Below are 14,204 nucleotides of genomic sequence, written 5' to 3' on the forward strand. Positions count from 1 at the left end.
TATCCCGGAAAAGCCAGTACATGCGCATTGTCAATCAGGAACAACGCTATGGATCATGTCCGCTTAACCTCTACTCCCTCGCTGTCCAAATATTCAGCGCACGCGAGCGGACCGCAAGGTTCGTATGATTTCTGAACGACCGCAAACGCTCTGCCGGTTCCGGGCTCCAATGTAGAGCCTGTCCTGCTACTTCCAGCAATGAAAGTCCCATATACGGGGATTCGTAACGCTGCTCAGCCCCTAACACATCCACAATTTCGAGCAGAATCTCGGGATTCCAGTACCCTGTGCTGTCTTGTATGCTATGGGCGATCTGGCTGTACGCCTCGCTTAACAGCTGCGGCTGATCGGACATGCCATCAATCATCCGGTTCAGATACGCGGCGGATTCCTCCACGTTATTCCAGTCCATGGCTGCGATATACAACTTCATCACAAGCTGCTGTAAAGTCTCATCGGCTGCGTGACAATCGATCAGTCCCAGGTACAAAGGGATAAGATGGATACGTGTATTCTTCGGCAACGAGGTCAGCTGGTTGATTAATTTCTGGAGGCGCTGCCGGTGAGGCAAATCTCTTCCCGCAGCTGCATTCCAATCCCCGCTTATCCCTGTACCGGCGAGCTTCCGGCAAACACCAATTACAGCCTCGTTGACCTTGCCGTCGCGGCAGGTTTCGATCAGCGTATTCACCGCAGCCTCCCATCTCGTGCTGTCTTCCAGGTCCGTAATCGCCTGAGCAGCGGCAGCAGCAATCACATCTTCATTTCCATTAGTCCACCAAATCATTGAAGCAAACGCGTATCTGCCAACGGACGTATCCGGATGATCGGCAATCTCAATGATTAAGGCCAGATAGCGCGGTCTATAGTCAAACGGGAGAGCATTAGGCTGCTGGGATAATAAGCTTAGTGCGATATCACTCTGCGGGGAAGCAGCGATGGCCCTTAGAATCTCCCAGCTGCGTTCATCATCCAAAAGCTGCTTCGCAGCATGCCCTATGGCGATGATCACATCCTTATGGGCGTTTGGCTTGCCGAGCTCGTTCAGGAGCAGCGGAAGGCTGTCCTCACTTCTATACGCGCCCAGCAAGCGGATGGCTTCTTTCCGGACCGTAATCTTCAGCTTATCCCGGTTTAGCAGCTCCTTCAGCAAGGTAACCAATAACACCGGATTCACTCTGCGGATGCACCTTGGTATGGAGTACATCGCTACACGTGCCCGGTCTCCATCCAGATTGTCCAGCAGCACGGGGAGCACCTTCTCCGGCTCTTCCAGGAGTGACAGGGCATGAAGCGCCGCCTCTGCTACAGCGACTTCCTCATCCTGTACCAGTCCAAGCAGCCTGTCCGGGCCAAGATCAGGCATACCGGCCATAATCCTGATCACTCTTGCACGCTCGGACAGACTGCGCTTAGGATCATCCGCAATTTTCGCTAAGAGGGAACTGTAAGCTTGCTGCTGACGCGGCAGCCACCGGTAGAATCCGCTCTCCGCCGGCACGGGATAAATCGTTTTGCCTGACAGGAACCTGCCTTTGATCACAGCCCCCGAAATATATGGATCGAGCCACTCTTGGCGCTTCAAGTGCAGATGCCGGAACACTTCATGGATCGTAATATACGATTTATCCGAAGCCAATAGTTCCTTAACTCTGGCATCACGCGTCTGATGTGGCTCAAGCCAGAGCCGGGTTGCACGCATAGCTATTGCATCTGCCGTGGACCTCGTGGCTTCCTTTAACAGATTCTGAAGTTTAATAATACCGTGACCTCTTTTGCCAAAAGAACCCGCCAGGCTCATTACCAGATAGTAGTTCTCTGTCCGGTTGGCCTGTGCAGCAAAGGCATAAATGCCGTCGAAGATCATCTCTTCTACTCCCTGGGGCAGTTTCTCTAGTGATGGAAGGGATAGCTGCCCGTTCTGCTTGGCCAGCTTCCTGATTGTATCTAGCGCAAACTTGAACAGCTCACCGTGAGGCTGCTCTGCGTTATGCCGCAGAATAGCAAAGGCCAGCTGCTGGACAGAGAACTTCGTACCATGCGAGGTATCTCTGGCATCGATAACACTATCAACGAGTAAAGTAAGCGCCTGCACATGGGCATCCTCGTATACAGACGCAGGACTTTCCGACAGCTCCTTGAACACTGCGCTGCGTACAGGATCCTGGTCATTCTTAATCCGGCCCAGATAGACCAGGGTTTCATTCATCCCCTGCCTCGACAGAACCGTACTTCGGATCAGCTGCATAAGCGCCGTAGCACGTTCGTCTGCACTGGATACCCGTGTGGCCAGCTCAAGCTGCTCTCTTGAATGAAGAATGGAGCGGCTGGCGGTAATACGGAGGGTGCGGTCCCGGTTATCCTTGATCTCACGAAGGCCAAGCATCCGGGCAGCCTCCTTATCACGCAAGGCATACGGCAATTCATACAGTAATTTTTCCGGGAAAATCCGCTCTTTGCGTCTATCCTCCTCATACACGGCATCAAAAATCACCTTGCGGTTAGACGGCGCCATATGTTCAAGCAGCTTCGCTACATGCATAGGGTAATCTGCGAGTAATTTCGCAATCCCGATCCACTGGTCTATGGACAGAACTTTCTTTCTTTTCAGCACAGCCTCAGGAACACCATGGGACAGCAGATCACTCCGCAATTCCGTTTGTGTCAGCAGCTGAAACACCTTATCCGGATTCTGGCGCACAAGTGTGCCCAGATGTTCTTTGAGTGCAGGATGTATAATGCCCATAGGACCATGATTCAGTGCACACGCAAGCATCAGATCCGCCTTATGATTGCACAGATGCTCCATAGCAGACGAGAACCTCGACCAGACATGCCCTTTTTCCCTGAGTGGGGTGCTCTCCAGCGTGGCTGCGAAGTATTCCGCTACTACATCAAGATGCCGGCTGGCTAACTTCTTCCAGTCTCTGATGGCAAAACCGATATCCGCAAGCCACTTGCTAACCGTTGCCGCATGGCAGGCCTGCAGTATAATCGCTGCCTCCTCCGCACCCCACCGGGCGTATACCACAGGTAACAGGCGTTCCGCCAGTTCCTGACGGTCTATCTGTGAAATGGTGCGGAGCAGCTTGCGGCGGCAATCATGTGATAAATGCGGGAGCTCACGTTCAATCTCTTCATCTGAAGCTGCTTTGGATAGCAGACCCGCAGCCGTGTTCCTGATGCTTGCCAGAGGATGCCGCAGCGCAGACAGAATAACCGGGGCATCCAGTGTGGCGATGGCACCCATTAAGGCAAGGCGCGCTTCATACGCACCGCCCTCCAGTAATGAGGCCAGTAATTCGGAGTACCGGGCTGATCCAAGGTGCTCACGGCCCAATGTCGTTACTTTTCTGATTCTGTCGGAGTAACCTAGTGAATCCAGTTCTTTAAGTAAGCTCTGCTTGTCCAATGGATCTCTTCTCAAAATCATAACTCCTCCTCGTTAACCTGTTCTGGTTCCATTCATTATAGGCTGAACTTAAGATACTAACTTAAACTCAATTGTCACTACGGTGAATATTTGCGCTATTGTTATTTTCTTTTATTCAGCTTAGATAATCTCCTTAACAAAAAAAAGGCAACCCTAATCCGGTTATTCAACCGTCTTCAAGATTACCCGTTGCAAGCCTTACTCTACCATTTCATTCTTATCGCGCTTCTGTTGGATAAACACATACGTGTTCTCATCTGACAAGCCTTCTGCAAATGCGAAATCAAACCCGTCGAAGCCTTTGATATCCTCCACGCGGGTAATTTGCCGCTCGGCCATGTAGCGGACCATTTCACCCCTGGCCATCTTGACCAGCGTCGCCCGCTCAACCACCTTGCCACCGATGTCCTGCCCGAACACCACACTAATCATTCGAGCATCCTTGCCAATGTACGGGGAGATACACTTGCTGTATTCCTTGGAAGCCAGGTTCAGAATGATGTCACTCTCCGATAATAGCTGGTCCGCCAGTCTTCTATTCCAGAACTCATAGAGAGAACTGAAGCCCTTACCGCCCAGCTTAGCCTGCATCTCCAGCCTGTACGGCACAACGCCATCAAAAGGTCTGACGATTCCATAGAATCCGGACAAGATCCGCAAGTGCTGCTGAAGATAATCCAACTCCTCCGTCTGAAAGATCCCGGGCGCCATGTACTGGTACTGTATTCCCTCATATGAGAAGATAGCCGGCGTCAGATTCCTGGTGACATCCATCTCCCGGATCCGTTCCATATTCAGCGTGGCGATGGCATCATTGCATTTCCATAGCGCTTTGGCTTCTTCATAATTCAACTTGCGTAATAAGGCCAGAAGAGTCTGCGAATCGCTGATGAACTGCGGCACTTGGCGGTAATCCAGGAAATCCGTGTCCGTCTTCATCTTCTTGGCTGGTGATATAATGATTCTCATGCTGCTCCCTTTTCTACCCCCGCGGGGAAAACTAAATGTACCTTTATACTATCATAATTTATATTATATAAGCTGAACTTAAGATACTAACTTAGTATACTAACTTAAACCTTAGTCGTCACTGCGGTGAATATTTGGACTTCCGGCCGCTGTTGTCCCCAGATTTCTTGATTATTACCGCTCCTACAGTTCCAAAATCCCCCTTCGTTCCTTCCCGCCTTTTGTTACTTCTTCTATCCATCTTATTTAGTTATTCGCTGGCAAGCGGCACAAATACGGAGGCACAGTTCGCCTGCCGGAAACGGGCGATCACATGCCTGCTCCAGTCACGTGTATACTCAGGGTGAGCATTCAGGAATAGCTCATCCAGATGATTGAACGCCACATCATACGGCATACCGGGATTATCACCATTCACTTCGAGCTGGGTAATGTGCAGATAGATGCCTCCGGGCACTGTAATCTTTTCCACGCAATCAGGAAGTGACTCAAAGGTGCTGACTCTGGTGCCGAAGCAGGAGTTCACCTTCCCCTCCTCCTCACTGTTCACCGGAAAACCGTAATAATCATGCAGATAATATTTAGCCGCCTCAGTGGCGAATACCTGGTCCTGCACGTCGAAATATTTCGTGATTACAAACTCCTCATCATCCGGCAGCGTCATGCTGCAGGCGATCTTCATCTCCGGCAATGTCACCGCCTTGAAGCGCAAAGAGTCAAACCGCTCCGCATCCTTTCCCGGTATCTTAACGGGTTCGTATTTGGTGAGAATCTCCCCTGAGTCATCATATGTATTGAAGCTAAGGCCGGAAGGGTTATAGACGTAGCTGGTGTCATTACGGAATTGGCCAACGAAATATTCATCTGCATGCATCCGCTCATCATAGCCGATCCGTCCAGCCTCCTTAGTCTCGTTGATTAGGACTTTGGCATAGCGGCAAGCTGGCACTGTAAGCGTCTCCGTATATTCCGGCAAATGGGCGGGCAACCCGTCGAAGCTGCTTACCTCATACCCCACAATGACTTTATAATTGCCGTCACCCTGTACCTCTGATCGTACGGTAACAACCTCTTTGCCTTTGATTTGCCGGCTGATGAGACCAGAGAGGAGCGCGATATCGCCTTCTGAAGTCAGCTTCTTGGTATACAAATAATCATTCAACGTACAGCTCGCATGCTCAGACCCATGGAAACCGCCATACCCCCGGCTCTCATACGAAACCGGCAGCGCGATACCCACCACTTTCATCTCCGGCCGGTCCACAATACTGCACAGCTCTGTAATCTGTTCTACATGAATCTCACTTGAAATTCCCATCCGCTTCATCTCCTCCACCATTCTCAGGATTACCGGCTTCACACGGGGACTGTAATCTTCGGGCGCTTGCTGCGGCAGTGCTTGTTTTCTTAGATTCATTTGTGTGCTCCCTTCCTATATAGATGTTGTTCATAACTGCGGTGAATATTTGGACTTCCGGCCGCTGTTGTCACCAGATTTCCTGATTGTTACCGCTATCCGCAGTAGAAATCCGGTGACAAAGGCGGACGCTACCGCTCCTACAGTTCCAAAATCCCCCTCCGCTATTCTCATCCTGTATTGTCTTCCTCAGTTCAATCTATATAGATTTAGTTTATAGATGACCGCCTGCTAAATATTATCCGTTCTTAACATCTTTCAGCTTAATCCACACTCTCATTATGATAGCGTCCGGGTCACCCTGACCTCCGGTCTCATAGGTAGTAAAAGCAGGCAGCTCATCCTTACTCCATCCGTGCTCCTGTATCCATGTATCCAAAAGAGCAATAAACACTCCGCGGTCACTACAACTGCTGCACTCAAGCATCGCATAACGGCCTGCGGCAACCCGCATTACTTCTAGCCCGCTATTTATGGGAAGCTCTATCGCCTGTTCCAGCCGCACTCCGCAGGTGTAGCTTAAGCCCTTTTGGGCTACATAGAATTCCCTAACTGTGCTTATCGCCTCAGGGGTATGCCAGGAAATATAGTTCATCACCGCAGCAGATGCCTCCTCCTCTGCCTGATCCCCTTCCCGGGACGACACCAGAAACTCCAAGCCTGCACAGAAGTTCACACTAATCTTGTCATAATCCGTCCGCCTCTTCACTGGCAGATACAGAATTAGCTTCCTCACCTTTCTGCTTTTGTAGATATATTCTTCGAAATAACGCCCGTCATCCTGCACGAACATGCTGGTTCGCAGCCACTTCAGATAGAGATAATCCCATGCCAGCCCGATCTCGGCCTCATCGTTCCTAACGGTTGTTTTCGCGAAGGTTGAACTGAATTCTTGAGCCACCTTTATTTCCTGAAAAGTGCTGTCTGCCAGTCTGTCTAGCAAATCCGCATCATACTCCACAGCGAGTTCATAACAGAATAAGCCGTCCCGCTGCTGCCCGTTTCTGCCGAAGATTCTGCCCGGGTATTCTGGTATTAGAAAATGCAGCGCTTCTAGCGCTTGTTGCTCAATGCCGTACTGCTTGGGATGATAGAATTTCGCGCGTAAGGTCTTGGGGATCGTTTCAGCAGTGACGGTCACCTGCCCGATGGCTTCACTCTTCTGGTACTCTAGCGGTGTCATATGGGTTGCGGATTTCACGTATTTGCACAAAGCCTGCTGGGAGCTATAGCCGCAGGAATAGGCAATCTCAGCAAGCGGTCTCTGCGAAGCCCGGATCAATCCGAGCGCGCCTGACAGCCTGCGCTTGCGTATGTATTCTTTTACCGAGTGTCCGGTATAGGTATAGAAGTCACGATACAGCTGCATCAGCGAGGTGTACCCGGCCTGCGCAGCTTGTCCGAGGTTGATGTCTTCGTATAAACGTTCCTCTATGAAGGCTATGGATTGCTTGAAGCGGGCGGATTTGTCCATGGGAAGTCCTCCATTCTTTTATAGTAAATGTATCAATGTGTGATCCATTTGTGTATTATCACCATCACATAAATGCAAAAAGAACCCGTGAAGAGTCATGGACGCTGTGTCTATTTTTGTGATAATATGTATGAGAATTTACAATATTTATCTCCGAGGTATGAACTATGATAATTTCACATAATCTATCTGCTCTAAATGCAAATAATATGCTGCGAAGAAACACCAAGGCCAGTTCCAACAGTATGGAAAAGCTGTCATCTGGCTTACGCATCAACAAAGCAGCTGACGATGCTGCAGGCTTATCCATTTCCGAGAAAATGCGAGGACAAATCAGAGGATTGGAGCAGGCATCCAGGAATATTCAGGACGGTGTATCCCTAGTTCAAACAGCTGAAGGCAGCTTGAACGAGATGAATGAAATTCTGCAAAGACAACGAAAATTGATAGTTCAGGGATTGAATGGTACAAATAGCGATCGCGACAGGCAGATGATCGACCAGGAAATAAAGCAGCTTACCGACGCCTTAGACAGCCTGTCAAAGAGTTCTGAATTTAATACAATTAACCTGCTGGCACGGGATGATTACACAATCCTTGCTGATCGTTCAAGCAGCAGTTCAATCTCTGGTGTAACTGATCCGCCTCCAGTAACTACAGTATCTACCAGTGTAGTCTACAAACCGCAAGGAACACCCGATGAACCCAAGCATGTCATAAGTAATACAGATACCACAGAAACGAGTCATACATATTCGAGTACCAATACTAACATTCCGATTACCACTCCAGACGGAAGCGCCGGATATAATGAGTATAATGTTGATACTCACACAATAACTACAACGGATACCAATAATACTGTCTACGAAACGTTAACAGCATCAAATGATCCGCAATACTCCAAGCCTGCCTATTGGTTCTCTTCAGGTATGAATAAAACCAGCTTTGGACCTAAGGAGCTTGGCGATGTATACGGTGCAATGTTTGAGAATATCGAAGTGAACGGAAGCTCGGTACCTGTGGAATATTCATCACGCAGCGGCTCTGGAACAGATCCTGCTTGGGATCATATGTGGTTCTCCGGTACGAACCTGTCCATAATGAGATACAGGACAGTACTTCCTGATAACTCCATGGAGATCAAGTATGTAATCAATAACATGAATACATTTGATACCAACATCAAACTGGACAATATGATTGATCCTCCCGCAAATTCGACAATCACAGATGCAGGTGGAAATCCGCTGTCTATTGGAAATAATATTATAAATCCTCCATCTGGAAGCAACTTCAACCTGTCGGGGACCGATGCTGATACTGGCCTGAAGTTTGATGATTCTTCAGGATTGCTGGCGCCTACAGAGTTGACCATTAATAATCCTGCAGTAGGTCAACCGCAGATTAATTTCGATTGGCAGCTCGATTTACCAGCCGGTGCGAGTGTAACATTGGGCTTCACTTATGGCCCGTTTTCCTTAAATCTTGGTGTGTATGAGCTAACCCATGAGACCGTTACAACCAAACATATCGATACAACTGTGAACACGGATACCACTGATATAGATTACGTTCCACCCAAAGTCGACATTCAGGCAGGGGATAGACAAGATCAGGTCATCCACATCCCCCTGTTCAATGTAACCTCGCAGGGATTAGGTATTGCGAATCTGGGAATAGTGCCCCCCTCCATACCTGAGACAGCATTGAAACAGACCGATGCAGCCCTAACGAAAGTAACGAACTACAGAGGATTATATGGAGCATTGCAGAACCGTATGGAGTACACTTTGGACAATGTGCAGAATTCCAATGAAAACCTGACCTCAGCAGAATCACGTATCCGTGATGCCGACATAGCCAAGGAAATGCTGAGTTCCACCAAAGCTAGCATCCTAATTCAGGCTACACAGACAATGCTCGCCCAAGCCAATCAGAATCCTCAAGCCGTACTACAGCTGTTAAATTCTGTATAGGGAAGGCACTGACAACAAGCAGGACAAATCCGAATCAACACACAAAAAGCCCAAGCCCGGCATAACACCCCAGGCTTGAGCTTTTTCACATTCCTATTCCCCAATAGTCCGAATAATCGTATCGAACGGTTCCAATTCCACAGTCTGCGGCCCATACTCCGTCTCAATCGTAGTCTTTTGCAGCTGGTCGCTGTTATTGATCACGACAAGCATCTTGCTCTCCGGATAATACGCGCACTCGGTATAGAGGTTATCCGGAATATATTTCGTTTCCTGTAGCTCCTTACCGGCATAGCGGATCAGGTTCAGCAGCAGGCGGGTATTCTCCCAGCCGAATTCGAAGGAAGGCAGGTAGATTCCCTTACCTTTACCGAAACTATTCGCAGATAGCGTGATTTTGCCGTCTACCTCACTGAGTACCGCAGCGGAACCATCCGTAAGATGGATGCCGTTCTTCGGTGTAATGCTGGCGCCATCAGGCACCAGACCTTGCTCAGCTTGAACCTCATATGCCCATTTGCCATGTGCTACCCGCGCACCCGTGTCCTCATCCACACCCAGAACATGCGCCATTCTGAAGTAGCTGTCGTATCCCTCAACGGCCGAAGGCTGGTTAACCCCGATAAAAGCACCGCCCTCATATACCCATTTGGTCAGGACATCCACCGGTTTGCTGTCTTTCCAGTACTCCCCTCCGCTCCAGGCTGTACCGGCACTGCCTGCATTAATCACTACATCCACATGCTGCAGCACGCCCTGGCGGATATCCTCGAAATCAATGAACTGCACCTCAACCGGCAGACCGGATAGTGCTTCATTAATGTGAATCAGATCATGCATATACGTCTCATGGAAGTGGCCGGACAAGGTCCAAGATCTCAGCTTGCCCCAGCTATGCAGAATGGCTACCCTGGTCTTGATATGATAGGGCTTGCCTTGCTCATGCAGCTCCTTAATCTCTCTGAATTCATTCGCAATCTTCTCGATATAATCACAGAAATCCGGGTAAGGCTCGACCAGATGCAGATATCCGCCCAGGCCAATCCGGTCAATCGGCTCACGCAGGAGGGCACGCCGGATGTTGATCCAGTATTTTTTGGCATCCAGTGTCGGATTCCCCCCTTCCATGAAGGTAGGCGCACCGCCTAAACCAACCGGGAACAAGTACGGATGCAGCCGGATCTCATGCGTATCCACTTTCACCCCTGAACAGAGCCTTGCCTCATATCCGGAGAACACACATTTAATCATTCCGTCGAAACCAAACTCACCGAAGCGGTCATTGTAAGGCTCTGCGCCAACCCAGCTGTCATCGTAGAAGACATACGCCAGCTTGTCATGCTTATGCACAATATCAATTAACTGCTTGCCGAATCCGATCACGAAATCATTGATAAAAGCCATATAGTCGAGCTTGCGCTGCTCCGCCGGGATATGACTGACACGGTATTTGCCGCCGTTCACGAAATCTTCTGCCGTCAGCGAATAGCCGTATTGCTGCGCGAACAGATCCAGACCTCTGGCACTCACCGTGAAATCGTATGAACCCCAGTCCGAGAACAGATGACGGTTACGCTCACTGCTGCCCCAGATCCAGGCAAAATTATAGAAAAGAGAAGTAAACCGGACAACCGTTGTTTCCTTATGCTGTTCGCACCAGTCTTCCATCCAATCCAGCAGGTATTTTTGCGTGTCAGCATACATAGGATCAATCTGCATCAGATGCTCTTTGTTCCAGTTATTCGTGGTGTGATTGTACATGGAGATCTCTTCCCAGATCCGGTAGGCCATGAAGCTGACGGTGTATTTATGCCAAGGTACGATTCCGGTAACCACCACATTGCCTGATTCCCGGTCGTAATTCCACTGCTCCCTCGGCACTTCCTCACCGGTCGTCCGGTCATACACCTGCCAGTACTTATACGCCTCACGGGAATCATTCACTCTGAACTGTTCAGCGAAGAAATCCTCCATCAGGTAGACCGACAAATAATCTTGCACAGCCACCTTCGGATTCGTAATAAGGAAGCTCTGCTGCAGCTTATCCGGGTTCTGCGACGCCCATTCATTATGGTCCCGGATGATACAGACTGTAGAATAAATGCCGTATCCGGCATTGATAATCTCATCAGATAACTGTGTACCGTCACTGTCACGGATGACATCGGCACCCCAGCGTTCAGCGAGTTCAAGCGTTAGCGCTTCGTAACCGGATTCTCCCGGCAGTGTGAAAGCGCCTGTTGATGGTTTGGACAATTCGGTTCCCTCCTATTTAAGCATATCGGACAAGAAAGCAAGCGCTAAGCCTTGGCCCCAGCCTTGAATCCAGTCTTTTGGAATATTGCGGTACCCTTCGCGGTCCTTCATTACGGCTGTGCCGCCGGATACGCCCAGGACACGTCCGTCTTCGCTGATGTTTGCAAGAATGCCCTTTAACGCTTTTTGCACATATTTGGTGTGCAGCGGATTGCCGTTGTTGATCATCGCCGCCGCAATGCCGCAGGATGCCGATACTTCTTCATAAGATTCCTCATCATCCAGCACCGTCCGCCACAAGCCGTTCTCTGTCTGGACAAGCTTCAGCGCCGCCAATTGATCACGGAGCGAACATTCCACGTCCATACACTGCGGATACAAATACCAGTCCTTCAAAAGCGGCTTCACCTGCGACATTGTATACGCACCCCAGGCATTCGCTCTGCCCCAGTATAGTCCGGACATATGATCCTGCTTCACATTGTTGTAGCCATGGAACCAGAAGCCTGTGCCAGGGTCCTGCAGATACTTGATATGCCAGTAGTATTGATTGAGGGCATCCTGAATCAGCTCCTGATCCTTCAGCTTACTGCCTACACGCAGCAGGAAGAATGCCGCCATAAACAGCGTATCCGCCCAAGCCTGTTCCGGAAAATCATTAGAAATCGATACCGTATGCTGCAGCACATTGTCTCCGAACCGCAGCGCATTTTTACGGATGTATTCTACCTTGCTCATCGCAATATCCCAATATTTCTGCTCTCCAGTCGCTTCATACAAGGTGATCAGCATGTGGCCCATGGCACAAGTATTAACCGTCCAGTCCGGCAGCCCCAGCTCAATATATTCATCCGCCCACTGAACCAGTCTGTCCAGGTACTCTTTGTTCCCTGTAGTCTGATAAGCTCTGGATACCCCATAATAAGCTACGCCGCAAGGCCAGTCCCATGTTAAGTCCATCGCCAGTGTTTTGTTGGTGACCTTGTCGATAATACTTAGAATCTCTTCCCTGTTGAAATCCACTTGAATCATCTTATTACCCCTCTCTTGTCTCACGCGCCTCAATAGCGCTTACTATCCGTCTCATTGCAAGCGCTTTACATACTCCATTGTAAGCAGTAAAATATTCTATATCTAAGCATATTCACAGCAAAACTGCGCATTTTCGACCATTTATCTATTTTAATATTATAGAGGAGCCCCCGGATATGCCCAGAAAAAAGAAACCCGTCATCGAGTACCGCCACTACAGCCTGCCGATCCATTTCCCTGTGCTGCTGTTAAGCGGGGAACGCTGGAAGATCTCCGATATCAAGAGCGAGCACCTGCATTTCCATAACCACCTGGAGATTGGGATTTGTTATTCGGATAGCGGCATCATGGAGATCAAGGGCGAGTCTGTACCTTTTACAGCCGGTGATGTGACCTTCCTCCCCCGGTACCTTCCGCATACGACGTATAGTTCTCCGGGTGAGGCCAGTCTGTGGTCTTATCTTTTTTTCTCGCCGGAGGATCTCTTTCAGCATTCCTTCAAAAGCGCCTATAGCAACTTCGAGCCGAATCTGTGGGCGGTGCTGGGGAAGAACTGTATCCTGAATAAGGATAAGCATCCCATGGTGTACAGTCTGGCCACGTCGATCGTGGAGGAATTGCAGCAGCAGAAGCCTTATTATCAGGAGAGCGCCTACGGCTTATTGCTGTCGCTGTATATCGAGCTGCTCCGGATCCATTCCACGAATGAGGCGCTGACCGATCAGGAAGCAGGGCATAATCTGAAGGGCGACTTCGTCATCTCCCCGGCGCTGGAGTATATCACCAGGAACTATATGCTGCCGATGACCATCGACTTCCTGGCCGACCTCTGCCACCTGAGCACCACCCACTTCCGCCGCAAATTCCATGAAATGATGGGCACCGCCCCCCTCGACTTCCTGAGCAGCACCCGGATCGAAGAGGCCTGTAAGCAGCTGAAGAGCACCGAGGATTCTATTCTTGAGATTTCTGAAAAGGTGGGGTTTCATTCCATCTCCAGCTTCAACCGCTGTTTCTCTAAGCTAATGGGCACGTCACCCAAGGAATGGCGTAAGAGTGCACAGTCCGAGACGCAGTCGGCGAAGGCAAGTATTCTGGAATTTACGGGGTGGGTATGAGAATGAATAATAAGGGTGAAAAGTCTGTCCTTGCAGACAAGATTCACGAACTGAACAAGCAGGTGCTGGCAAAAGAAGAGGAGCTTGCCGCCCTAAAAAAGACCCGCGCATATCTTCCGCAATCTAAAGCACAAAGATTTCAGTTCATCGAAGACCATAGCTCCGAATTTACGGTAGAGAAGATGTGCAGCATTCTTGAAGTATCACGGAGCGGATTTTACAAATGGAGAAGTGCCGAAGTCAGCCCTCAGACGAAGCGCAAAGCCTTACTGCTAAAGCGGGTCGCTTACCTCTTTGAGGCAAACCACGGCCAGTACGGCAGTCCAAAGATCACCCTCCTCTTAAGGGAAGAGGGCTATATTATTAGCGAGCGGACAGTAGGAAAGTACATGAGGGAACTTGGTTTACGTGCGTCTTACGCCAAGCAAGTGGATAAGAAACTGGAGGAATAATATTATCCCAATAAATTATTATATAAAAAAGAAGCGAATTCAGCACAGTGTCTGAATTCGCTTCTCCTATAATT

9 protein-coding genes are annotated in these 14,204 nt (G+C 49.5%); 3 read left to right on the plus strand and 6 right to left on the minus strand.

What is annotated here, in order from left to right:
- Positions 1 to 70: 70 nt before the first annotated feature.
- The 4 genes from MHI42_RS16635 to MHI42_RS16650 form a co-directional block, all read right to left on the minus strand.
- Positions 71 to 3,433, minus strand: a complete 3,363-nt coding sequence (locus MHI42_RS16635) for a HEAT repeat domain-containing protein (protein ID WP_342424499.1) — start codon at positions 3,431 to 3,433, stop codon at positions 71 to 73.
- Between the two features lie 198 nt (positions 3,434 to 3,631).
- Positions 3,632 to 4,402, minus strand: coding sequence for a peroxide stress protein YaaA (yaaA, locus tag MHI42_RS16640; protein ID WP_342424500.1), 771 nt, complete (start codon positions 4,400 to 4,402; stop codon positions 3,632 to 3,634).
- A 250-nt stretch (positions 4,403 to 4,652) separates the two neighbouring features.
- Entirely contained in the window at positions 4,653 to 5,819 is a 1,167-nt protein-coding gene (locus MHI42_RS16645) for a GyrI-like domain-containing protein (RefSeq protein ID WP_342424501.1), read from the minus strand.
- A gap of 238 nt (positions 5,820 to 6,057) precedes the next feature.
- Positions 6,058 to 7,293, minus strand: coding sequence for an AraC family transcriptional regulator (locus MHI42_RS16650; protein WP_342424502.1), 1,236 nt, complete (start codon positions 7,291 to 7,293; stop codon positions 6,058 to 6,060).
- Between the two features lie 167 nt (positions 7,294 to 7,460).
- On the opposite strand from MHI42_RS16650, the gene MHI42_RS16655 reads away from it, so the two are divergent.
- Entirely contained in the window at positions 7,461 to 9,272 is a 1,812-nt protein-coding gene (locus MHI42_RS16655; protein WP_342424503.1) for a flagellin, read from the plus strand.
- 93 nt (positions 9,273 to 9,365) lie between these two features.
- Here the strand turns inward: MHI42_RS16655 and gnpA are convergent, their stop codons facing one another.
- Both gnpA and MHI42_RS16665 read right to left on the minus strand, forming a co-directional pair.
- Entirely contained in the window at positions 9,366 to 11,528 is a 2,163-nt protein-coding gene (gnpA, locus tag MHI42_RS16660; protein ID WP_342424504.1) for a 1,3-beta-galactosyl-N-acetylhexosamine phosphorylase, read from the minus strand.
- Between the two features lie 12 nt (positions 11,529 to 11,540).
- Positions 11,541 to 12,560 carry a glycoside hydrolase family 88 protein gene (locus MHI42_RS16665; protein ID WP_171719105.1) on the minus strand — a complete coding sequence of 340 codons (1,020 nt, stop codon included), beginning with the start codon at positions 12,558 to 12,560 and terminating at the stop codon, positions 11,541 to 11,543.
- Positions 12,561 to 12,736: 176 nt separating this feature from the next.
- On the opposite strand from MHI42_RS16665, the gene MHI42_RS16670 reads away from it, so the two are divergent.
- Positions 12,737 to 13,678, plus strand: a complete 942-nt coding sequence (locus MHI42_RS16670) for an AraC family transcriptional regulator (protein ID WP_039292517.1) — start codon at positions 12,737 to 12,739, stop codon at positions 13,676 to 13,678.
- Positions 13,679 to 13,680: 2 nt separating this feature from the next.
- Positions 13,681 to 14,130 carry an IS3 family transposase gene (locus MHI42_RS16675; protein ID WP_342424505.1) on the plus strand — a complete coding sequence of 150 codons (450 nt, stop codon included), beginning with the start codon at positions 13,681 to 13,683 and terminating at the stop codon, positions 14,128 to 14,130.
- Positions 14,131 to 14,204: the final 74 nt, after the last annotated feature.

Source organism: Paenibacillus sp. FSL E2-0178, assembly GCF_038593005.1.
GTDB lineage: Bacteria > Bacillota > Bacilli > Paenibacillales > Paenibacillaceae > Paenibacillus_AQ > Paenibacillus_AQ phytohabitans.

Bases quoted from the DNA above. Each gene is read 5' to 3' on its own strand.
- MHI42_RS16635 (WP_342424499.1), bottom strand. From the start codon at position 3,433: ATGATTTTGAGAAGAGATCCATTGGACAAGCAGAGCTTACTTAAAGAA.
- yaaA (WP_342424500.1), bottom strand. From the start codon at position 4,402: ATGAGAATCATTATATCACCAGCCAAGAAGATGAAGACGGACACGGAT.
- MHI42_RS16645 (WP_342424501.1), bottom strand. From the start codon at position 5,819: ATGAATCTAAGAAAACAAGCACTGCCGCAGCAAGCGCCCGAAGATTAC.
- MHI42_RS16650 (WP_342424502.1), bottom strand. From the start codon at position 7,293: ATGGACAAATCCGCCCGCTTCAAGCAATCCATAGCCTTCATAGAGGAA.
- MHI42_RS16655 (WP_342424503.1), top strand. From the start codon at position 7,461: ATGATAATTTCACATAATCTATCTGCTCTAAATGCAAATAATATGCTG.
- MHI42_RS16665 (WP_171719105.1), bottom strand. From the start codon at position 12,560: ATGATTCAAGTGGATTTCAACAGGGAAGAGATTCTAAGTATTATCGAC.
- MHI42_RS16670 (WP_039292517.1), top strand. From the start codon at position 12,737: ATGCCCAGAAAAAAGAAACCCGTCATCGAGTACCGCCACTACAGCCTG.
- MHI42_RS16675 (WP_342424505.1), top strand. From the start codon at position 13,681: ATGAATAATAAGGGTGAAAAGTCTGTCCTTGCAGACAAGATTCACGAA.